This is a genomic window from Paraburkholderia sediminicola, assembly GCF_902859805.1.
Taxonomy (GTDB): domain Bacteria; phylum Pseudomonadota; class Gammaproteobacteria; order Burkholderiales; family Burkholderiaceae; genus Paraburkholderia; species Paraburkholderia sediminicola.
Window position 1 is genome coordinate 370,062 of sequence record NZ_CADIKC010000007.1, and the last position, 20,508, is coordinate 390,569.

22 protein-coding genes are annotated in these 20,508 nt (G+C 62.3%); 7 read left to right on the forward strand and 15 right to left on the reverse strand.

Features of this window, described 5'->3' with window-relative positions; translation table 11 throughout:
• Positions 1 to 122: 122 nt before the first annotated feature.
• Positions 123 to 1,043: a LysR family transcriptional regulator gene (locus R8871_RS24755; protein ID WP_175052824.1), complete on the reverse strand. Its 921-nt coding sequence runs from the start codon at positions 1,041 to 1,043 to the stop codon at positions 123 to 125.
• A 430-nt stretch (positions 1,044 to 1,473) separates the two neighbouring features.
• On the opposite strand from R8871_RS24755, the gene R8871_RS24760 reads away from it, so the two are divergent.
• Complete coding sequence (locus R8871_RS24760; protein ID WP_175052825.1) at positions 1,474 to 3,183, forward strand: putative bifunctional diguanylate cyclase/phosphodiesterase; 1,710 nt, start codon at positions 1,474 to 1,476, stop codon at positions 3,181 to 3,183.
• Positions 3,184 to 3,352: 169 nt separating this feature from the next.
• On the opposite strand, the gene R8871_RS24765 is transcribed toward R8871_RS24760, so the two are convergent.
• The 14 genes from R8871_RS24765 to upp form a co-directional block, all read right to left on the reverse strand.
• The gene (locus tag R8871_RS24765) at positions 3,353 to 3,862 is read right to left on the reverse strand and encodes a phasin family protein (RefSeq protein WP_175052826.1); all 510 of its coding nucleotides are present in this window, start codon (positions 3,860 to 3,862) and stop codon (positions 3,353 to 3,355) included.
• Between the two features lie 179 nt (positions 3,863 to 4,041).
• Positions 4,042 to 5,151, reverse strand: a complete 1,110-nt coding sequence (locus R8871_RS24770; protein WP_175052827.1) for an extracellular catalytic domain type 1 short-chain-length polyhydroxyalkanoate depolymerase — start codon at positions 5,149 to 5,151, stop codon at positions 4,042 to 4,044.
• 106 nt (positions 5,152 to 5,257) lie between these two features.
• On the reverse strand, positions 5,258 to 5,683 hold the full coding sequence (locus tag R8871_RS24775) for a CopG family transcriptional regulator (RefSeq protein WP_175052828.1): 426 nt from the start codon (positions 5,681 to 5,683) through the stop codon (positions 5,258 to 5,260).
• A gap of 458 nt (positions 5,684 to 6,141) precedes the next feature.
• A complete protein-coding gene (locus tag R8871_RS24780) occupies positions 6,142 to 6,843 on the reverse strand; it encodes a hypothetical protein (protein WP_175052829.1) in 702 nt (233 codons plus the stop codon).
• Positions 6,844 to 7,114: 271 nt separating this feature from the next.
• Positions 7,115 to 8,584, reverse strand: coding sequence for a ribonuclease G (gene rng, locus R8871_RS24785; RefSeq protein ID WP_093639528.1), 1,470 nt, complete (start codon positions 8,582 to 8,584; stop codon positions 7,115 to 7,117).
• 9 nt (positions 8,585 to 8,593) lie between these two features.
• Complete coding sequence (locus tag R8871_RS24790) at positions 8,594 to 9,223, reverse strand: Maf family protein (RefSeq protein ID WP_054034992.1); 630 nt, start codon at positions 9,221 to 9,223, stop codon at positions 8,594 to 8,596.
• A gap of 61 nt (positions 9,224 to 9,284) precedes the next feature.
• Positions 9,285 to 9,416 carry a hypothetical protein gene (locus R8871_RS38750; protein WP_281370250.1) on the reverse strand — a complete coding sequence of 44 codons (132 nt, stop codon included), beginning with the start codon at positions 9,414 to 9,416 and terminating at the stop codon, positions 9,285 to 9,287.
• A 29-nt stretch (positions 9,417 to 9,445) separates the two neighbouring features.
• Positions 9,446 to 9,916 carry a 23S rRNA (pseudouridine(1915)-N(3))-methyltransferase RlmH gene (gene rlmH / locus R8871_RS24795; protein ID WP_175052830.1) on the reverse strand — a complete coding sequence of 157 codons (471 nt, stop codon included), beginning with the start codon at positions 9,914 to 9,916 and terminating at the stop codon, positions 9,446 to 9,448.
• 90 nt (positions 9,917 to 10,006) lie between these two features.
• A complete protein-coding gene (gene rsfS / locus R8871_RS24800; RefSeq protein WP_175052831.1) occupies positions 10,007 to 10,462 on the reverse strand; it encodes a ribosome silencing factor in 456 nt (151 codons plus the stop codon).
• Between the two features lie 4 nt (positions 10,463 to 10,466).
• A complete protein-coding gene (locus R8871_RS24805) occupies positions 10,467 to 11,219 on the reverse strand; it encodes a nicotinate-nucleotide adenylyltransferase (protein WP_175052832.1) in 753 nt (250 codons plus the stop codon).
• A 26-nt stretch (positions 11,220 to 11,245) separates the two neighbouring features.
• Positions 11,246 to 12,169 carry an oxygen-dependent coproporphyrinogen oxidase gene (gene hemF, locus R8871_RS24810; RefSeq protein WP_097391844.1) on the reverse strand — a complete coding sequence of 308 codons (924 nt, stop codon included), beginning with the start codon at positions 12,167 to 12,169 and terminating at the stop codon, positions 11,246 to 11,248.
• A gap of 230 nt (positions 12,170 to 12,399) precedes the next feature.
• Positions 12,400 to 13,698, reverse strand: a complete 1,299-nt coding sequence (purD, locus tag R8871_RS24815) for a phosphoribosylamine--glycine ligase (protein WP_175052833.1) — start codon at positions 13,696 to 13,698, stop codon at positions 12,400 to 12,402.
• Positions 13,699 to 13,937: 239 nt separating this feature from the next.
• On the reverse strand, positions 13,938 to 14,666 hold the full coding sequence (locus R8871_RS24820) for a YebC/PmpR family DNA-binding transcriptional regulator (protein WP_175052834.1): 729 nt from the start codon (positions 14,664 to 14,666) through the stop codon (positions 13,938 to 13,940).
• A 438-nt stretch (positions 14,667 to 15,104) separates the two neighbouring features.
• Positions 15,105 to 15,755 (reverse strand): uracil phosphoribosyltransferase, encoded by a 651-nt coding sequence (gene upp, locus R8871_RS24825; protein WP_175052835.1) that lies wholly within the window; start codon positions 15,753 to 15,755, stop codon positions 15,105 to 15,107.
• A 236-nt stretch (positions 15,756 to 15,991) separates the two neighbouring features.
• On the opposite strand from upp, the gene R8871_RS24830 reads away from it, so the two are divergent.
• The 6 genes from R8871_RS24830 (at position 15,992) to kdpA (ending at position 20,444) form a co-directional block, all read left to right on the forward strand.
• Positions 15,992 to 16,774: an SDR family oxidoreductase gene (locus R8871_RS24830; RefSeq protein WP_175052836.1), complete on the forward strand. Its 783-nt coding sequence runs from the start codon at positions 15,992 to 15,994 to the stop codon at positions 16,772 to 16,774.
• Positions 16,775 to 16,850: 76 nt separating this feature from the next.
• Positions 16,851 to 17,240, forward strand: coding sequence for a methylglyoxal synthase (locus R8871_RS24835; RefSeq protein WP_175052837.1), 390 nt, complete (start codon positions 16,851 to 16,853; stop codon positions 17,238 to 17,240).
• A 53-nt stretch (positions 17,241 to 17,293) separates the two neighbouring features.
• Entirely contained in the window at positions 17,294 to 18,268 is a 975-nt protein-coding gene (locus R8871_RS24840) for a quinone oxidoreductase family protein (protein WP_175052901.1), read from the forward strand.
• Positions 18,269 to 18,439: 171 nt separating this feature from the next.
• Positions 18,440 to 18,550, forward strand: coding sequence for a potassium ABC transporter ATPase (locus tag R8871_RS24845; protein WP_175052838.1), 111 nt, complete (start codon positions 18,440 to 18,442; stop codon positions 18,548 to 18,550).
• Entirely contained in the window at positions 18,550 to 18,642 is a 93-nt protein-coding gene (kdpF, locus tag R8871_RS24850) for a K(+)-transporting ATPase subunit F (protein WP_011487462.1), read from the forward strand. Before R8871_RS24845 ends, kdpF begins: the two co-directional genes overlap by 1 nt.
• Positions 18,639 to 20,444 (forward strand): potassium-transporting ATPase subunit KdpA, encoded by a 1,806-nt coding sequence (kdpA, locus tag R8871_RS24855; protein WP_175052839.1) that lies wholly within the window; start codon positions 18,639 to 18,641, stop codon positions 20,442 to 20,444. The genes kdpF and kdpA overlap by 4 nt, the downstream gene beginning before the upstream one ends.
• Positions 20,445 to 20,508 lie beyond the last annotated feature (64 nt).

The window sequence follows — 20,508 nt, forward strand, 5'->3', positions numbered from 1 at the left end:
GATCGCTCGGTGTTTTAAGGGCCTGTCACCTGCAACACATCCGATGATCGCATTTGCGCCGCAAGCTCTGCTTGCGGCGTTTTTTTATCTGCGTGAAAGAGGTGCGTGCCGGTGGCGAACGCTTAGGAAACCAGATCTTTCGCGACGTTGGCGATCAGCCTGCGCAGCCAGATCGCGGCGACGCTGCGATGCGTGCGGTCGTGCCAGAGTTGATAGTAGGTGAGCGCCTGCGGCTCGCCGGGAATCGGCTCGATACGCAGCGGCAGCATCCTGGTGTAGTGCGTGGCGAGCGCACGCGTGGTCGTGAACAGCAGATTCGAGCGCGCTAAAACATAGGGCGCCATGCCGAAGTAAGGCAGCGTCGTAGTGACGGTGCGCGATAGGCCATTACGCGCGAGTTCGACGTCGACCGTGCCCCACGACGTCGTGTTGTACGTCATTACGGCCAGATGTTCGGCCTCTTCGTAGACGGGCTTGCTAAGCCGCCCCGGCTTGATGGGATGGCCGTTGCGCATCAGGCACACCAGTTCGTCCTTGCACAGCGGCTGCAAATGCAGATGCTCCGGCGGCGTACGCCAGTTGCCAATCACCAGATCGAGAAAGCCGCTTTCGAGGCCGTGTTCGTAGCCGCCGTCCACCATCATCAGATGCCGGAACTCGAGCTTCGCACCGGGCGCTTCGCGATGAAACGCATCGACCACGGCGGGGACGAAGAACGCATCGAGATAATCCGGCGAGCCGATCCGAAAGGTCTGGCTGGTGGTGGCCGGATTGAACGACGTGGTGGGATGCAGAATGGCCGCGATACTGTTCAGCGCCTGCGCCGTGGGTTCGATCAGCGTGAGTGCGTGCGCGGTGAGAACCATCCGGCTGCCGCTGCGCACGAGCAGCGGATCGCCGGTCATGTCGCGCAGTTTGCGCAGCGCCACGCTGACGGTCGGCTGCGATTGTCCGAGCAACGTTGCGGTGCGCGAGACGCTCGATTCGGTCAGTAGCGTGTGCAGCACCTTGAGAAGGTGCGAATCGATGACTTCCTTGGACATGAAAAACGGGACCCTGTTTCGTGCGGATCCATGCAGTGGGGCAGTGTTTTTGTCGAAGGATCGCGAGCGAAATATATCGGTGGATATAACGGTAGTCAATCCGGCGAAGCCCTGTGGGAAGGCGTCGAAAGCCGGTGTACGTTGAGTCATGGGGCGCGGAGTATCCCGGTAATAGCGGGCGCTTTATGATGTGCGCGATGACGGGCGTGCCGCTGCCGGAATCGGGGAATACACCGAGGGAAACGATTGCCGCGGGGAACGTGCGGCCGATGCGGTGGACCCGGCCAGGAAAGCCGCTATCATACGAACGTTACCCGGCGGATCGGACCGAAACCGCCGGATTTGCCGGTTGCACGGTGCGCGTCAGGAAGAACGCTCATCCGCTTTCCTCATTCGCTTTTAATATCCAGGAAATTCAAAGGCCGGCGCGATGCAAGTTCACCCTTACGCCGAAACGCGCACACGCGACGCCGCGCTTGCGGCGGCGCCCTACGGCATGTTCATTTGCACAGCCGGCGGCACGTTCGACATCGTCAACGCAGCTTTCGAGAAGCTGACCGGCTTTACCGCCGAAGAATTGATCGGCCGGCGCACTTTTGAGTCTTTGCTCGACCCGGCCGAACTCGCGAGGCGGCGCGCTGAGTTGCCGCCGCTATCGGCGCTAGGCTCGCGCTATGAAGGCGAATGGTCCTATGTGCGGCGCAACGGCAGTCCGATTCGCGTGGTGTTCGCGCTGGCGCCGCTCGCCGCCGAGCCGGCACATCCCGGCGGTTTAGCCACGGGGGCCGCCCGTTACGTTGGCATCGCTATCGACATGACGCGCTACGCGCAGTCCGAAGCACGCCTGTGGTACGTCTCGCATCATGACGGCGTGACCCGCCTGCCCAATCAGACGCTTTTCACCGAACGCCTCGAGTTGACGATTGCGCGCTGCCAGCGCAACGGTAATGGCTTTACCGTGCTGATCGCCGAACTCGATCATCTGCGCAAACTACGCGATGCGCTCGGTTTGCATGCGGCCGAACTGGTGTTGCAGATCGTCGGTGAACGGCTGCGCGGTCTCTTTCCTAACGACGGCACGATCGCCTCGATCGGTGGCACGCAATTCGCGCTGCTGATCAATGAAACCGGCGCGGCGGCCGACGCTTTTGCGGCTGAGGCGCTGGGCCGCATCGCCGAATCGATCGACTACGCGGGCACCGCGCTGAACATCACGGCGAGTATCGGCGTCGTCGCCTATCCTGCGGACGGCGCCGATGCGCCGACACTGATGCGTCGCGCGGGCGTGGCGTTGTCGGCGGCTTCGGCGGTCAACGGCAATGCGGTGCGGCGCTTTTCTACCGCGCTCGAAGGCCAGGCGGCGCGCCGCTTCGAATTGGAGACGATGCTGCGCGAAGCGCTCGAGCGTCAGCAACTGCATCTCGTGTATCAGCCGCAGGTGACGCTTTCCAATGGCCGCATCGCGCAGGTGGAGACGCTGCTGCGCTGGAATCATCCGCAGCGTGGGTTGATCAGTCCGGTCGAGTTCGTGCCGGTCGCAGAAGAGTCGGGCCTGATCGAGCAGATCGGCGAGTGGGTGATCCGAACCGCGTGCCGCGACGCCGGCAAATTACTGCGGCTTACCGGCACTTTGCCGCGGGTCGCGGTGAACGTCTCCCCGCAGCAGTTCCAGCGGCACAATCTGTTCGAGACGATCCGCGGAGCGCTCGAAGATGCCGCGCTCGACCCTTCGTACCTTGAAGTGGAAATCACCGAGGGCGTGCTGCTGGGCGACACCGAGCTGGCATTGCAGACGCTGCATGCGTTGCGCGAATTGGGCGTCGAAGTCGCGGTGGATGATTTCGGCACCGGCTATTCGAGTCTCGCTTATCTCACGCGCTTTCCGCTGAATCGCCTGAAAATCGATCGCTCGTTTGTGATGCGCATGAGTACCGATCCGCAGTGCGCGGCGCTCGTCGGCGCCATTATCGCCATGGCCCATGCGTTGAAATTGCGGGTGACGGCTGAAGGTGTGGAGACAGCCGAGCAGGCCGCGCAACTGGAAGCGCTCGGCTGCGACGAGGCGCAGGGATTCTGGTTCTCGCGGCCCATCACCATCGCGGCGTTGCGCAATTTGCTGAAGCCGTTGGGCACCGGCTGACGATCGGCGGTTGATGGCGGCAATTCCGCTGCCAACTTGACGTCGGTCGCGATCCTTCAATTGCCGCAGCGCGTCGTATTTGGCGCAAAACGCGTGTCGCCAAAGCTAGCCGGAAAAGAGAAAGGGGCCGAATGGCCCCTTTTCATCTGCTCGCATTACGACACGAGACTTATTTTGCTGCGTCGTCCGCGGCGGTAATCGCCGTGCCGGCCATAGCGGAGGCACGCTTGATACTGTCCTGAACCACATTGCTCGAATGAATCATCGAGGCCATCACGGATTGCATTGCCCCGAATGCGCTATCCGAGCTGAACGGCGTGGTTTGGCCGAAGCCGGAACCGAGTTGCGCCACGTTGGCGCCGAACTCTTCGCGCAGCGATTCGCCGGCCTTGGTCAACGCCGCGGTGAATTGCGCGTCAATTTCCTTGACGTGCTGCGCGTACGACAAGGTGCGTTGCACCAGTTGCTGCTGCAGATCGGACACGCCGGCGAACGGCGCGGTGGTGAACTGGCCGGCCGACAATGCGCTCTTGCTTTCGGTGACGGTTGCCTTCAGTGCCGCGAGATTGAGTTCGCCGAGCTTTTGCAGACATGCCAGCCCGTCGAGCTGCAGGTTGGTGAAGATGTTGAAAGTGCGTTGGCCGAAGGCTGCGCTATGTTCGATCGCGGGGCTGTGCATAAGTGATCTCCAAAGTGACCCGGGGCAGGCGCCCAAAGGATTTCGGAGGCCAGGTCTCACGCGAGACGGCAGGTCGACGCGGCGCAGTGATTTTGCTGCGCTGCAACATGAGCCACTTTATACCTTTGCGGCAGGATGTACAGCGTTTTCGTCAAAATGATTCGTCAGTCGAATGGCGCTCAGTGTGCCCCTGCTGCGCGCGGATGGGCGAGGAAGAAGCGCAGCATTTCGGCTGTCGCGTCAGGGCCGGATGGGTCCGTGTAGGTGCCGCGCTGACTGCCGCCGGCCCATGCGTGGCCCGCGCCATGGATCGACCAGTATTCCGCTTCGACACCGTTCGCGGCGACGAACCGTTGCACCGTGCATCCGCGCCGGCCGCTCGCGGTGCCTGCAGTGTGCGACAGCGGGTTGAGTGTCGTGACGCCGCCATCGAAGCTCGCTAACAGCGCAGCGGCGTTCGAGGGATGCACGGTCGTGTCCGCGTCGCCTTGAAACACGATGAGCGGGCGCTGCGGTTCGACGTGCGAGCGGCTGCGATGCGCTTTGCCGCCCTTCATTGCGGCGAGCGCTGAGGGCAGATCATTCGCGCTTCCGTAGGCGAGGCCGGAATGCACGCAGGCCGCGGCGTACAGATCGGGCGAGGTTTTCAGCATGATGTCCGCCATGGCGCCACCTGCCGACAGACCCGCCACATACACCCGCGCCGGATCGACGCGATAACGCGCCATCACCTCACGCGTGATGCCGGCGATCAACGACGGTTCGCCCTGATCGCGCTGCTGGTCGGCAGGCTTGAACCAGTTCCAGCAGGTCGACGGATTGGCTGCCTGCGATTGATTCGGATACACGACGATGAAGCCATGACGCTCGGCCATTTCGTTCATGCGCGTGCCGGCCGCGAAGTCATCGGCGTTTTGCGTGCAGCCGTGCAGCATCACGATGAGCGGCAACGGTTCGCTCTTGTAGACGGCGGGTACGTAGAGCTTGTATTGGCGTTGGCCCGCGCTGTTGCTGAAGGTGTGGGTGCTGAAGGTGCCGGGTGTGTCGGCGTCGAAAGTGCGCTCGGCAGGGGCGTGCGGCGTGGTGTTGGCGTGGGATTGCGCCTGCGTCCACGCTTGTGCCCATTCGTTGACACTTTGCGGCATGGGCGAGGTTTGCGCATTGCCCGCGTTGGCCTTGTTGCCGGCGAGTGCGCGCTGAACCGCAGCGGTCGCTTCTTTCGGCCCCTTCGTGCGCAGCAGGTCGAAGGCTTCTTTCATCGACTTCAGGAAATCTTCATTCATTTTCATGATCGGCAGTTACTGCGTTGACCTACATTGCGCGTGACGGAGTCAGGCGATGAGTTTCACGGCCTCAGCATGGCTTCAACCAACGAATCAGCCATGCCGGGCACCCCTACCTGATGCGTCCGGCGAGCGCCGCCTTGACCGCGGGCGACGCGTGAAACGCGCCGAGCACCACCACCGACGCGATCGTGGCCGCCGCGAGTTCCGGCGGCACATCGGCTGCGATGCTGGCGAGGCCGAGCACGTGAATGTCCAGTCGCTCGCTCGAGGCTTGAGCGGCTTCGAGGTCCTGTTTCGAGAAGTGCTGCAGGCCGAGTACCAGCGCGCGCCGGGTCACCGTTTCCGTGACGACCTGCGCGTGGATGGCTAACTGGTTGCGAATCGCCGTACGGATCAGGTCGGTGCGGTTCGAGTAAAAGCCTTCTTCGACGAGTAAGTCGATCTGGCCCAGGTCGATTGGGCCGAGATTGATGGTGATCTTTTCGGTCTCGCCGCCTTTGGGGCGGGAGGTGTCGACGAGTTTGAGGTTGGCCATTTCTATTCCGTTCGGCGTCGGCTCGGCATCCGCACGCCATCCAATTAACATCCAATGGGATGGTTATACGCGGCTGGGTCGAACGACGTCAATGAGGAAATTGAGGGCCGGGAGAGATTGGGAACCTAAATCTGAGAGCTGTTTGCGCGGCAGGCAGCGTTTGCAGAAGGGCGTGAGCAAAACCTCAGCACCCAACGACCCGCAGTGACTGCCGGCTTCGAAGTGACGCGCAGACTATTTCGCTGACTCAAGCAACGTCAACGAGCGGCGGCTTTTGTGGATCGGATGGACCTCTGAACGGCAGGTCTCGGGGAAGCGGCTTTGCCGGCGGCTCCAGCGGCGGCTCCGGAGGCGTGCTCGAGACGGGCCCGACAGGCGAATCGTCCTTGGCCGGATTGAACCTGACTTGCATGGCAACCTCCATGTGTATCGGAACGTTCTGGGGCGCTCAAAAGCGCTTATTTACTATGTCCCTTGCTGGTCCGGGGCCCGTGCGCGTATTCCGTGGGCGGAAACCAGAAGAAACATTGGGTTTGCTGGGTAGAAGGTATGCTACGTATATCGATCGGTGCTGTTATTTTTATATCCTGGGTTTTCGGCAGGTCCGCCTTATTCAGACCGCCTAAGTAGAAGATCGAGAAAGCGGCCGCGGTTAGCAGGGCCTCAACTATGACGAGGAGATTGATATTGGAAATATTCTTCGCGCGTTCGTCGTTGATTTTTGCGTTGGTTTCCTGGCGCGCGAGATAATTTTCTATTAATAGTTTTTTAAGCTCGTCTGCCGATGTTATTCCCTGCGCCTGTGCCCTCTGGGGCGATCTGGCTATCGTAGCGTCCCATCCACGCTTGTATCTCTCCAGCTCCGTCGACACTGGAAGGGTTTTGTACGTGTTTCTATGGAAGAGCGAACCGACCGAGGATCTGAAAAAATAAAACCCGGACAAGAACAGTAACGCAAAGGTGATCGCCAGAAGCGCGAAAAACAGATAATCCACGAGACCATGCTTGTGCCCGATATCGACGTTAGTCAGCAGAAAACTAAGCGCTCCGATAATCGCGGTAACAAGCGTGAGTGATGACTGCAGCCGTGAGTCGATCTTGTCGCGTAAGTCGAGTTCGCGCCAGTGCTGGCTTTCGTAGAGATCTTCAGCGTTCAACATGCTGCGCCCCCTAAATCCGGCGAGTTATGACGTTCTTTCCAGACGACCAAGCAGCATTGCAACGTTCATTGTAGTGAGGGGTTCTCCGTTTTAAATCAACCAAAACCCGGAGAAAGCACCGCGCCGGATGCTGAATATCTGCGCGGACGCTGGACGAACGTCGCGAGACTCCTTCAAGAAGTCTCGCGAGTGGAGTGGAGGGGGGAAATCATCGAGCCGGGAGGCTTCGATCAGGCGAGCAATGAGGCGCTACAGAGCGCATCGAGCAACGTTACATCAACACGATATCGTACTGTTCCTGGCTCAAGTTCGACTCCACCTGCAACGACACCGGCTTGCCGATGAAATCGATCAGCATCGCCAGATGCTGCGACTCTTCCTCGAGGAAAAGATCGATCACCTGCTGCGACGCCACCACGCGAAACTCGCGCGGATTGAACTGCCGCGACTCGCGCAGAATTTCGCGCAGCACGTCGTAGCACACCGTGCGCGACGTCTTGACCTGTCCCTTGCCCTGACAAACCGGGCAGGGCTCGCACAGCACATGCGCCAACGATTCACGCGTGCGCTTGCGCGTCATCTCCACGAGTCCGAGCTGCGAGAAACCGTTCACGGTCACGCGCGTGCGATCGCGCGAGAGCGCCTTCTTCAACTCACCAAGCACCTGATCGCGATGCTCGATGTTCTCCATATCGATGAAGTCGATGATGATCACGCCGCCCAGATTACGCAGGCGCAATTGCCGCGCGATGGTGTGCGCGGCTTCGAGGTTGGTCTTGAAGATCGTATCGTCGAAGTTGCGCGCGCCGACATAGCCGCCGGTGTTCACGTCGATGGTGGTCATCGCTTCGGTCTGGTCGATCACCAGATAGCCGCCCGACTTCAGATCGACCCGGCGTGACAATGCGCGCTGGATTTCCGCCTCGATGTTGTACAGATCGAAGAGCGGCCGCTCGCCGGTGTAGTGATGCAGCTTCGACGATACCGCCGGCGTGAATTCCGCCGCGAAGTCGGCGAGCATCTGATAGGTCTCGCGCGAGTCGACCTGAATGCGCGAGGTCTCGTCGTTGACGAAATCTCGCAGCACACGCTGTGCAAGATTCAGGTCCTGATACAGCAGACTGGTCGGCGGCATGCGCTGACCTTGCGAGATGATCGTTGCCCACGTCTTGCGCAGATACGCGACGTCGCCGGCCAATTCTTCGCTGGTTGCATCTTCAGCGATGGTGCGCACGATGTAGCCGCCTTTTTCGTCGGCAGGCAGCACGGCGGTCAGACGCGCACGCACGGCCTCGCGTTCGGCTTCGCTCTCGATTTTCTGCGAGATGCCGATGTGCGGCTCCTGCGGCAGATACACGAGCGTGCGCCCGGCGATACTCACTTGCGTGGACAGCCTCGCGCCTTTGGTGCCGATCGGATCCTTCACGACCTGCACCATCAGCGTCTGACCTTCGAAGACGATTTTCTCGATGGGCTGATGCGGCGTTTGATGCTGCGGTTCGCCCGCAATGCGCGGATGCCAGATATCCGCTACGTGGAGGAACGCGGCGCGTTCCAGACCGATGTCGATGAAGGCGGATTGCATGCCCGGCAACACGCGGACGACTTTGCCGAGATAGACATTGCCGACGCGTCCTCGCGACAGCGTTCGTTCGACGTGAAGTTCCTGGACGGCGCCTTGCTGGACGAGCGCGACGCGCGTTTCCTGCGGCGTGACATTGATCAGGATTTCTTCATTCATGGTGTTATTTTAGAAGTCGATGCGCGCTGCACGCAGGAGGGCAGCGGTTTCAAAAAGCGGCAAACCCATGATACCTGAATAGGACCCGTCGATATGCTCGATAAACTCCGCGGCGCGTCCCTGCACGCCGTATGCGCCCGCCTTGCCGAGCGGCTCGCCGCTTGCGGCATAGCGGCGCACGGCGTCCGCTTGCAGTGCAGCAAAACGCACCTTCGACACCGATAGCGCGGCAGGCAGCAACGTGCCTTCCGCGTCGACCACGGCAATGGCCGTCAGCACTTCGTGATCGCGGCCCGCGAGGCGCGTGAGCATCGCGACGGCATCGTCGGCGTCGACGGGCTTGCCGAGGATCGCGTCGTCGATCGTGACGGTTGTGTCGGCAACCAGGATCGGTCGTGCGGCATGCCCGCCTGCCACGAGGCGTGCGCGCGCGGCGTGCGCCTTCGCGATGCACACGCGCTGCACGTAGTCGCGCGCCCGCTCGCCGGGGAGCTCGACTTCGAGCGCTTCGGCATCTTCATCGGGACGCGGCAGGAGCAATTCGAAACGCACGCCGAGTTGTTGCAGCAACTCCTGACGGCGCGGACTTTGGGAAGCGAGGTAGACGAACGGATGCAGCGAAGCGGCGGACGTGGGCATGAACAGGTCTCGATGAGGCGGGTTGCGTCAATGCGCGAGGCGCACGCGATGAGCGTGTCAGTCAGGCGACGATGAACGAGCCGAAGGACACGACGAAAAGCGCGTCGATCGATGTATCGATGAACGCGCCTGCACATGCGTCCACAAATGCATCCAGAAGCGCGTCAATCAGCGCCGCCAGCAGGATCAGCAAACACGCGATCCGTCAGCTGCTTCGTTCGCTCACACGCGGTGATAGGGGTGATTTTGCGTGATGGTCCACGCGCGGTAAAGCTGTTCGGCGAGCAGCACGCGCACCATGGCGTGCGGCAGCGTCAGGCTGGAGACACGCAGCAGCATATCGGCGCGTGCTTTCAGATCGGGATCGAGCCCGTCGGCGCCGCCGATCAGAAATGCCACGTCGCGCCCGTCCTGCTGCCAGCCGGGCAGCGCGCCGGCAAGCTGCATCGTGGTCCAGTCCTTGCCGCGTTCATCGAGCGCGACGATGCGTGCGTTCTTCGGCAACGCGGCTTCGATTTTCTGCCGTTCGGCTGCCATCACGCTTTCGGCCGGACGCCCCGACGAACGCTGCTCGGGCTTGATCTCGCGCAGCTCGATGCGCAGCTCGGACGGCATGCGCTTCGCGTATTCGTCGAAGCCGGTGGCGATCCAGTCTGGCATCTTGTGGCCGACGGCGAGGATGTGCAGTTTCATGACGGATGTAATCGGGGGCGCAAGCGCTGCAATCGCGCACGCAAGCTTTGCCTTTGCGTCGCGGACTTCAGCGGTTTGCCAGCCGCGTACTTACTTGCGGCGTACCGGCGTCTTGCGTGCGGTTTTCTTCGCAGCCGGCGCTTCGTCCTCTTCTTCCTCGTCGTCCGGTTCGCTCGCGCTGGCGCCACCGAACGGGTTCGGCGTGGACAGCTTGATGCGCACGGGCTTGTCGCCCCAGATTTCTTCGAGGTTGTAGTACTGGCGCAGCGCCGGTTGCAGGATGTGCACGATCGCGTCGCCGCAATCGACCAGCACCCATTCGCCGACGTCGTCACCTTCGGTGCTGATAACGTCGCCGCCGTTTTCCTTGACGCTCTCGCGCACGCTCGAAGCGAGCGCCTTGGTCTGGCGGTTCGAGGTGCCGGAGGCGACGATCACGCGATCGAACAGCGCGGTCAGGTGGCTGGTGTTGAACACCTTGATGTCTTGCGCTTTGACGTCTTCGAGAGCGTCGACGATCACGCGTTGCAGTTTGCGAATATCCATGGGGTTACCGGTGGTACAGATGATGTTGAAGAATATAGTCCCACACCGCAGTGGGGACATGGCTTGCGGCCCGGGCCTGGCTCCTGTCTTGCGGTTCGCCGCCCGCGAGGGCGAGCCGCTGGGTCACCTGTTCGCGCAGATGCGCGCGAATGTCGGTGGCCGAGACGTTGAACGCAAGCGTCGTATCGATCAGCAAGTGCCCGCAGGGGGTGGCTTGCAGAACGTCGGCGCGGGCACGGCGCGCGTCGATTTCTTTCGCGACCACGGGCGGAATCGATGCGAGGTCGAACCCGGGGCGCGTGGCCGCGCAAATATGAGCAAACTCGAACAGACGCCGCCAGTCGCGCCAGGTGTCGAGATGCACCAGTTGGTCCGCGCCGATCAGAAGCGCAATCGACGCATCCGGACCTTCGCGTTCACGCCATAACTGCAGCGTGTTGATCGTGTATGTCGGACCGTCGTGTTCGATCTCGTCGGTCGCCACCCGCACGGTCACACCCGGCAGCACCAACGCAGTGGCTGCGGCGCGGGTCATGGCCAGCCTGTGAACAGCCGCTGACACGTCCGTTTTCTGCCATGGCTGGCCGGCCGGAAGCAACACCAGCTCGGTCAGGTTCAGCACCTCGGCGAAACGCCGCGCGAGCGCGAGGTGGCCGTCGTGGATCGGATCGAAAGTGCCGCCGAGCAGTCCAATCCGGCGAGGCAGGGCGACAGGATGAGCGTTCGGCTTCAGGTGAAGATCCTTTGTCGTGGTCACGTGGAGTACGGTGCGGGCCTGAAGCCTCACACCCACTCGCGCGGCACGAGAAAATCGCTGTAAAGACGCGCTTCCGGCGTGCCCGGTTCGGGCTGCCAGTTGTAGCGCCAGTTCACCACAGGCGGCATCGACATCAGTATCGATTCGGTGCGTCCGCCGCTCTGCAGCCCAAACAGTGTGCCACGGTCGAAGACCAGATTGAACTCGACGTAGCGGCCGCGCCGGTATGCCTGGAAGTCACGCTCGGCTTCGCCGTACGGAATGTTGCGGCGCTTTTCGATGATCGGCATGTACGCTTTGAGGAATCCTTCGCCGACGCTTTTCAGCATCGCGAATGATTGATCGAAGCCCGGCGCCGAGAAATCGTCGAAGAAAATCCCGCCGATGCCACGCGGTTCATTGCGGTGCTTGAGGAAGAAGTATTCGTCACACCAACGCTTGAAACTCGGGTAGAGGTCGGCGCCATAAGGCTGCAGCGCGTCGCGGCACACACGATGGAAATGCTGCGCGTCTTCCTCGTAGCCGTAGTACGGCGTCAGGTCCATGCCGCCGCCGAACCAGAACACCGGCTCTTCGCCTGCCTTGGTCGCGATCAGCAGACGCACGTTCATATGCACGGTCGGGCAGTGCGGATTGTGCGGGTGCAGCACGAGCGAAACGCCCATGGCTTCAAAACCACGGCCGGCCAGTTGCGGGCGCGCGGCGCTGGCGGAACCCGGCAACGCGTCGCCTGCTACGTCCGAAAAACCAATGCCGGCCCGCTCGAAGAAGTTGCCACCTTCCAGAATCCGCGTGCAGCCGCCGCCGCGCAGCTTTTCGCCGGGGGCGCGCTGCCATGCGTCGGTCGCGAACGGCTTACCGTCGAACGCGCCGAGCGTGTCCGCGATATGCGTTTGCAGGCCTTGCAGCCAGCTGCGCACGGCCTGTGCGTCGTAGCTCGAATCGGTCATGAATGCAGATGCTGAGGGCGGCACGCTCGTCGTGCCGCGGGTTCTTCGTGAAGGGCGAGCACCGGGCCTTCGTCAGGATATTTCCGCGAAGGCGCGGTGCTACGGTCGTTCGCGCCGGGTGAAATGCCGATCAACCGGGGTGAGCCCACATGGAGCGGTGGGCGCCGCGACGGCCGCGAAAACCCGCAGTGTAGCGCCGTTGGCGCTGCACGCGGGCGAGTGGGGCGGGCTTAGTGCTTGCCTTCGGTCTTGGCGTCGTGCTTACGGTTCAAGGCGCGGTAGCCGATGTCGCGGCGATATTGCATGCCGTCGAACGAAATCTGGTTGATCGTCTCGTACGCGACCGATTGCGCGCTGCGCACCGAATCCGCCAGACCGACCACACACAGCACACGGCCGCCCGAGGTGGTCAGCTTGCCGTCCGCCAGCGTGGTGCCGGCGTGGAAAGTGACCGAATCGCCGGTTTCCGCCGGGATATCGCTGATCCGGTCACCCTTGCGCGGTGTCTCCGGATAGTTGTACGCGGCGAGCACCACGCCGAGCGCGGTACGGCGGTCCCATTCGAGTTCGATCGTATCGAGCGTGCCGGCGATGGCCTGCTCGACGACCTTCGAAAAGTCGCCTTTCAGGCGCGCCATGATCGGCTGCGTTTCCGGGTCGCCCATCCGGCAGTTGAATTCGAGCGTCTTCGGGTTGCCCTGCGCGTCGATCATCAGGCCGGCGTAGAGGAAGCCCGTAAAACGGATGCCTTCCTTCTCCATGCCACGCACAGTCGGCTGGATGATTTCGCGCATCACGCGTGCATGCAGTTGCGGCGTGACGATCGGCGCGGGCGAATAGGCGCCCATGCCGCCGGTGTTCGGACCCTGATCGGCGTCGAGCAGACGCTTGTGATCCTGGCTCGAAGCGAGCGCCAGCACGTGCTTCCCGTCTACCATCACGATGAAGCTGGCTTCTTCGCCGGCGAGAAATTCCTCGATCACGACGCGCGCGCCGGCATCGCCTAGCTTGTTGTCCGACAGCATCATGTCGACGGCGGCGTGCGCTTCTTCCAGCGTTTGCGCAACCACGACGCCCTTGCCGGCAGCGAGGCCGTCGGCCTTGATCACGATCGGCGCGCCCTTGGCGTCCAGATACGCGTGCGCGGCGGCGACGTCGGCGAAGGTTTCGTATTCGGCGGTCGGGATCGCGTGGCGCTTCATGAACGCCTTGGCAAAATCTTTCGAGCTTTCGAGCTGCGCGGCTTCCTTGCTCGGCCCGAAAATCTTCAGACCGCGCGAGCGGAACAGGTTGACGATACCTGCGGCGAGCGGCCCTTCCGGCCCGACCAGCGTGAAGGCGATCTGTTCTTTCTCGACGAAATCGGCGAGTTCGGCCGGATCGGTGATGTCGATATTGCGCAGACGCTCGTCCTGGGCGGTGCCGCCATTGCCGGGCGCAACGTAGACGAGCTGAACCCGCGGCGATTGCGCGAGCTTCCATGCCAGCGCATGTTCGCGACCGCCGGAACCGACGACGAGTAACTTCATGTGAATCCCCGAGACTTAAAAACCATAAACGGCTGAAGCGTCACGCTCAGCCGTGGAATAACAGCGAGGTTTGCAATGGGCCCGCAGCCAGGGAGCGGCGCAGGGCACATAGCGAACCCGGGTGGTGGCGGTGTTGAAGCCCCAACCAACGCCCGCTCTGCAGCAACGCGAATGCTAACCGGCGGCGCGGGCGTGTGGTTCGGATGCAGATCCACACGCCAGGCGCTGCCGGGATACGCTCATTCGTCGGCGATCGCGGCGTTTGTATAGACTTCCTGCACGTCGTCCAGACTTTCCAGCGCGTCGAGCAGCTTCTGCATTTTCACAGCGTCTTCGCCCGTGAATTCGACTTCCGTCTGAGGTTTCATCGTCACCTCGGCCAACTCGGCCTTGAAGCCCGTGGCTTCGAGCGCGGTCTTCACCTTCGGGAAATCGTTCGGCGGGCACAGCACTTCGATACTGCCGTCTTCGTTCGTGACGACGTCTTCGGCGCCGGCTTCGAGCGCGGCTTCCATCAGCTTGTCTTCCGGCGTGCCGGGCGCGAACAGGAACTGGCCGACGTGATCGAACATGAACGACACCGAGCCGTCCGTGCCCATGTTGCCGCCGTTCTTCGAGAACGCGTGACGCACGTCCGCCACCGTACGGGTGCGGTTGTCGGTCATGGTGTCCACGATCACTGCCGCGCCGCCGATGCCGTAGCCTTCGTAGCGGATTTCTTCGTAGTTTGCGCCATCGACCCCGCCCACACCGCGTTGAATCGCACGGTTGACGTTATCTTTCGGCATGTTGGCGTCGTACGCCTTTTCGACGGCGAGCCGCAGACGCGGGTTCGAGTCGATGTCGCCGCCACCCATGCGGGCTGCTACCTGAATTTCCTTGATGAGCCGCGTCCAGACCTTGCCGCGCTTGGCGTCTGCCGCTGCTTTTTTATGCTTGATGTTGGCCCATTTCGAATGACCCGCCATACTTTTCTCCGTCGCGCGCGCCAGTGGGACGCACGCATAGTGCAATTGTCGTTGCGATGTCGGGCGCGCGGCGCTGCTGATTGCGGCCTTGCGCCTCGATGTCAAACCGCTCGGCGCCGGACCGCCCGGTGTCAGGCTTTCCTCAGCTTGATCGCGCCCGGCCAGCCCGGCTAGCGGGACCGAAGGTCGGCAGCGGGTGGGGCGGGGCAGGACGGTCAGCGGGCGGCTCAGCGGCGTTCAAGTGCGCCGGTCCCGGCAGACCCGGCGTAAAGGCGTGATGCACTGCCTGGCAGTGCAAGTCGAGCCGCTCTTTGAGCGGATTCGAATTTTATCACGCCGCAGGGGTGCGGCAGAGGAGAGCGTAGTCGGAAATCGCGGGGAAACTGCGCGGTGGCGGCGTGTTGCGCGCGCCGCCCCGCTGTTTTCTTCGGCCCGCTGTCAGTTTTTCGTGCCGAACAGGCGGTCGCCGGCGTCGCCGAGACCCGGCACGATGTACGCGTGCTCGTTCAGGTGCGAATCGAGCGACGCCACGTACAGCTTGACGTCCGGATGCGCGTCCTGGAACACCTGCACACCTTCCGGCGCGGCCACCAGCGCGAGGAACATGATGTTCTCGCCGCTCACGTTGCGGCGCTTGAGCACGTCCACCGCGTGCACGGCCGAATAACCGGTTGCGACCATCGGATCGCACAGAATGAACACGCGGTCTTCCAGATCCGGCAGGCGCACCAGATACTCGACCGGGCGATGGTCCTCGGCACGATACACGCCGATGTGGCCCACGCGCGCCGACGGCACCAGTTCCAGCAGGCCGTCCGACATGCCGATACCGGCACGCAGCACCGGCACGATCGCCAGTTTCTTGCCGGCGATCACCGGCGCGTCGATCTCGACCAGCGGCGTGGTGAGGCGGCGCGTGGTCATCGGCAGATTGCGGGTGATCTCGTAGCCCATCAGCAGGGTGATCTCGCGCAGCAGTTCGCGGAACGTGCGGGTCGAGGTGTCCCGGTCGCGCATATGCGACAGCTTGTGCTGGATCAGCGGGTGATCGAGGATGAAAAGATTGGGAAAACGGCTGTCCTGGGTCATGGCGGGGGCGCAAGCGGCGGCTAGAGGGATCGGTTTGGCGGTCCGCGCGGCCTGAAACCGGCGGGCGGACGCGCCACGGCGCAAGTTTACCGAAAGAGTGGCGCCGGAAGATACCGGAGATTGCAGTGGGCCGGCGCAGTCCGGCACCGATTCTTCTAGAATCGGGGGAAACTTTGCCACGATCGGGCAACCGCGGGACGATCCCCGCGCCACGACTACGTCATGAGGATAGACACATGGACATGGGAATCGCAGGACGCACCGCGCTGGTTTGCGCGGCCAGCAAGGGTCTGGGGCGCGGCTGCGCGGAAGCGCTGGCAGCCGAAGGCGTCAACCTGACGATCGTCGCGCGCACGGCCGAGACGCTCGAGGCAACCGCCGCCGAGATTCGCAAGCAGAGCGGCGTCGAGGTGAAAACGGTGGCGTGCGACATCACCACGCCCGAAGGGCGCGCCGCGGCGCTTGCCGCCTGTCCGCAGCCGGACATTCTGGTCAACAACGCGGGCGGGCCGCCGCCGGGCGACTTTCGCAACTTCACGCATGAAGACTGGATTCGCGCGCTGGAGAGCAACATGCTGACGCCGATCGAGCTGATCCGCGCGACTATCGACGGGATGAGCGAGCGCGGCTTTGGGCGCATCGTCAACATCACGAGCTCGGCGGTCAAGGCGCCGATCGACGTGCTCAGCCTGTCCAACGGTGCGCGGTCTGGGTTGACCGGCTTCGTGGCGGGACTGGCGCGCAGCAAGGTGGCCGCCTCGGGCGTGACGATCAACAGCCTGCTGCCGGGCCTGTTCGACACCGACCGCATCGCCACCACCTTCGCGGCGCAAGCCAACGCGCAACACATTTCCGTCGACGATGCGCGCAAGCAGCGCATGAAGACGATCCCCGCCGGCCGTTTCGGCACGCGCGACGAATTCGGCCGCGCCTGTGCGTTTCTGTGCAGCGTGCATGCCGGCTACATCACCGGGCAGAACTGGCTGATGGACGGCGGCGCCTACCCCGGTACGTTCTGAGCGTGTACGTTCTGACGCACCAGCATCACCTTCACTACAACAACGACAATCACAACGGTTTCAGGAGTCTTACGTCATGAGCACCCGCATTGCGCTGATCGCGCACGATCACAAGAAAGACGACATCGTCAAACTGGCCGGCGAATACGTCGATACGCTCAGGCGCTGCGAGATCGTCGCGACCGGCACGACGGGCACGCGCATTGGCGACGCACATGGCTTGACGGTCGAGCGCATGTTATCCGGCCCGCACGGCGGCGACCTGCAGATCGGCGCGCAGCTTGCGGAAGGGCGGGTGGACATGGTGATCTTCCTGCGCGACCCGATGACGCCGCAGCCGCACGAACCAGACATCAACGCACTGGTACGCGCCTGCGACGTTCACAACATTCCATGCGCCACCAATATTTCGACCGCGCGAATGATTCTCGACGTGCTGGCCTTGCGCCTCACACAGCAGGTTTGAGCCAACGCGGCGGCGCTTTACGATCAAGCTGAATCACACATCAAGGAGACATGATGGTCAAAGCAATCCGATTCGACAAAACCGGCGGCCCGGAGGTCATGAAATGGGTCGACGTCGAAGTGGGCGAGCCAGGTACGGGCGAGATTCGCATCAAGCAGACCGCGGTCGGCTTGAACTATATCGATGTGTATTTCCGCACGGGTTTGTATCCGTTGCCGTTGCCCGGTGGCTTGGGCATGGAAGCGGCCGGTGAGGTGACGGCAGTCGGCGCTGGCGTGACCGGTCTCAAAGCAGGCGATCGCGTTGCGTACGTGGCGCGTCCGCCTGGCGCCTACACCCAGGAGCGTGTGTTGCCGGCGGCGCATGTCGTCAAGGTGCCGGACGCGGTGAGCGATGAGCAGGCGGCCTCCGTCATGCTGCAAGGGCTGACCGCCCAATATCTGCTGCGCCGTACGTATCCGGTGAAGGCTGGCGACACGATCCTGATTCAGGCTGCGGCCGGGGGCGTCGGTTTGCTGGCTTGCCAATGGGCGAAGGCGCTGGGCGCAACGGTGATCGGCACGGTCGGCTCCGACGAGAAAGCCGAGATCGCCAAAGCACACGGCTGTGACCATCCCATCGTCTACACGCGCGAAAACTTCACCAAGCGCGTGCGCGAGATCACCAACGGCGCGGGTGTGCCGGTGGTGTACGACTCGATTGGTAAAGACACGTTTACGGGCTCGCTCGATTGCCTCGCGCCTCTTGGCCTTTTCGTGAGCTTCGGTAATGCCTCGGGACCGTTGCCGCCGATCGATTCGTCTGAATTTGCCGGACGCGGTTCGCTGTTCTTTACGCGCCCCACGCTGTTTACCTACATCGCGAAGCGCAGTGACTACGAGGCGATGTCCGCCGAACTGTTCGATATGCTGGTGTCGGGCAAGGTGAAGGCGAGCATCAATCAGCGCTACGCGCTGGCTGATGTCGGGCAAGCGCATGCGGACCTCGAAGGGCGCCGCACCACCGGTTCGACGGTTCTGCTGCCGTAGACGCGAAAGACCGCAAACCCATACCCAGCGCCCCAAGGCCGTTCCATCCCACGATGGAACGGCCTTTTCCGTTTACGCGATTTTTACATCCCATCTCAGATCTTTGACCAGCCCTTTACGCGGATCGGCATAACGTTGCACCTATCCAAAGTCCGTGAATGGGGAATAAAAATGGATGTGCTGTATGTCGGGGGGCTGGTGCTGTTTTCCGCGCTGACCTTTGCTTTGATTGCCGGCTGCGAGAAGTTGATGCAGTTCCGGCGTGGCCAGGGAGCGCGCTAATGAACTGGATCCTCTGGTTATCTGGCGCGGCGACCGCGCTGCTGTTTGTGTACCTGGTCTATGCGCTGTTGCGCGCGGAGGACATTGAATGAACTCGAACAATGTCCTGCAAGCGGGCTTTTTCATCGTCGTGCTGCTGGCAGCCGCGGTGCCGATGGCCCGCTATCTCAGCAATGTGATGGATGGCAGCTCGCGCGTGGTCCGTTTCGGCGGTCCGATCGAACGTTTGCTGTATCGCATCGCGGGTGTCGATCCGTCGACGGAAATGAGCTGGAAGCACTACGCGATCGCGACGATTGCGTTCAACGTGCTCGGCGTGCTGGTCCTTTACCTGCTGTTGCGCGTACAAGGCTGGCTGCCGGGCAATCCGCAGCAGTTCGGCCCGATGACGGTCGACGGCGCGTTCAATACGGCAGTCAGCTTCGTGTCGAACACGAACTGGCAAGACTACACGCCTGAGCAAACCGTCAGCTATCTGACGCAGATGCTCGGCCTGACCGTGCAGAACTTCTTCTCGGCTGCTACCGGCATCGTGGTGGTGATCGCGCTGATTCGCGGCTTTGCGCGTCACACCGCGCAAACCATCGGCAACTTTTGGGTCGACCTGACGCGCGTGACGCTCTACGTGTTGCTGCCGATGTCGGCGATCATCGCTGCGCTGCTGATGAGCCAGGGTGTGATCCAGAACTTCAAGTCGTATCAGGACGTGCCGACGTTGCAAACCACGACGTACGCCGCCCCGAAGCTCGATGCACAAGGCAATCCGGTGAAGGATGCCAAGGGCAATCCGGTGACGGTCGATACGCCGGTGAAGACGCAGACTATCGCGATGGGCCCGGTTGCTTCGCAGGAAGCGATCAAGATGCTCGGCACCAACGGTGGCGGCTTCTTTAACGGCAACTCGGCGCATCCGTACGAAAACCCGACGCCGTTCTCGAACTTCGTGCAGATCTTCTCGATCCTGATCATTCCCGCGGCATTGGCGCTCGTATTTGGCCGCATGATCATGGACCGCAAGCAGGGCGTGGCCGTGCTCGCGGCGATGACGATCGCTTTCGGCGTATGCGTGTTCGGCGAAATCGGCGCCGAGCAATCGGGTAATCCGGCGTTGACTGCGTTGCACGTCGATCAATCGGCGAATGCGATGCAGTCGGGCGGTAACGCGGAAGGTAAGGAAACGCGCTTCGGTATCGCGCAGTCGGGCATCTTCACGGTGGCGACCACGGCGGCTTCGTGCGGTGCGGTAGCGAATACGCACGACTCGCTGACGCCGATCGGCGGCCTCTATCCGATGCTGCTGATGCAGCTCGGCGAAGTGATCTTCGGCGGTGTGGGTTCCGGTATGTACGGCATGCTCGTGTTCGCCCTGCTGGCCGTGTTTGTGGCAGGCCTGATGATCGGCCGTACGCCTGAATATGTCGGCAAGAAGATCGAAGCGTACGAGATGAAGATGGTGTCGATCGTGGTGCTGCTTACGCCGCTGCTGGTGTTGGTGGGCACGTCGATCGCGGTGCTGACCGACGCGGGCAAAGCGGGTATCGCTAACCCCGGCGCACACGGTTTCTCTGAAATTCTTTACGCGTTCAGCTCGGCTGCGAATAACAACGGCAGCGCGTTTGCTGGTCTGACGGTGAGCACGCCGTTCTACAACTGGCTCACGGCCATCGCGATGTGGTTCGGCCGCTTCGGCACGATCATTCCGGTGCTGGCGATTGCCGGTTCGCTGGCTTCGAAGAAGCGCATCGGTGTGACCGGCGGCACGCTGCCGACTCACGGCCCGCTCTTCGTCGTGCTGCTGCTCGGCACGGTGTTGCTGGTCGGCGCGCTGACTTATGTGCCTGCGCTTGCGCTCGGACCTGGTGTTGAACATCTGATGATGATGGGCGCCCATTGAGGCGACTCATCGGGATGACACAGGCGACCAACGAGTGAACAGGCGCAAACGGGAAATTCGAGGA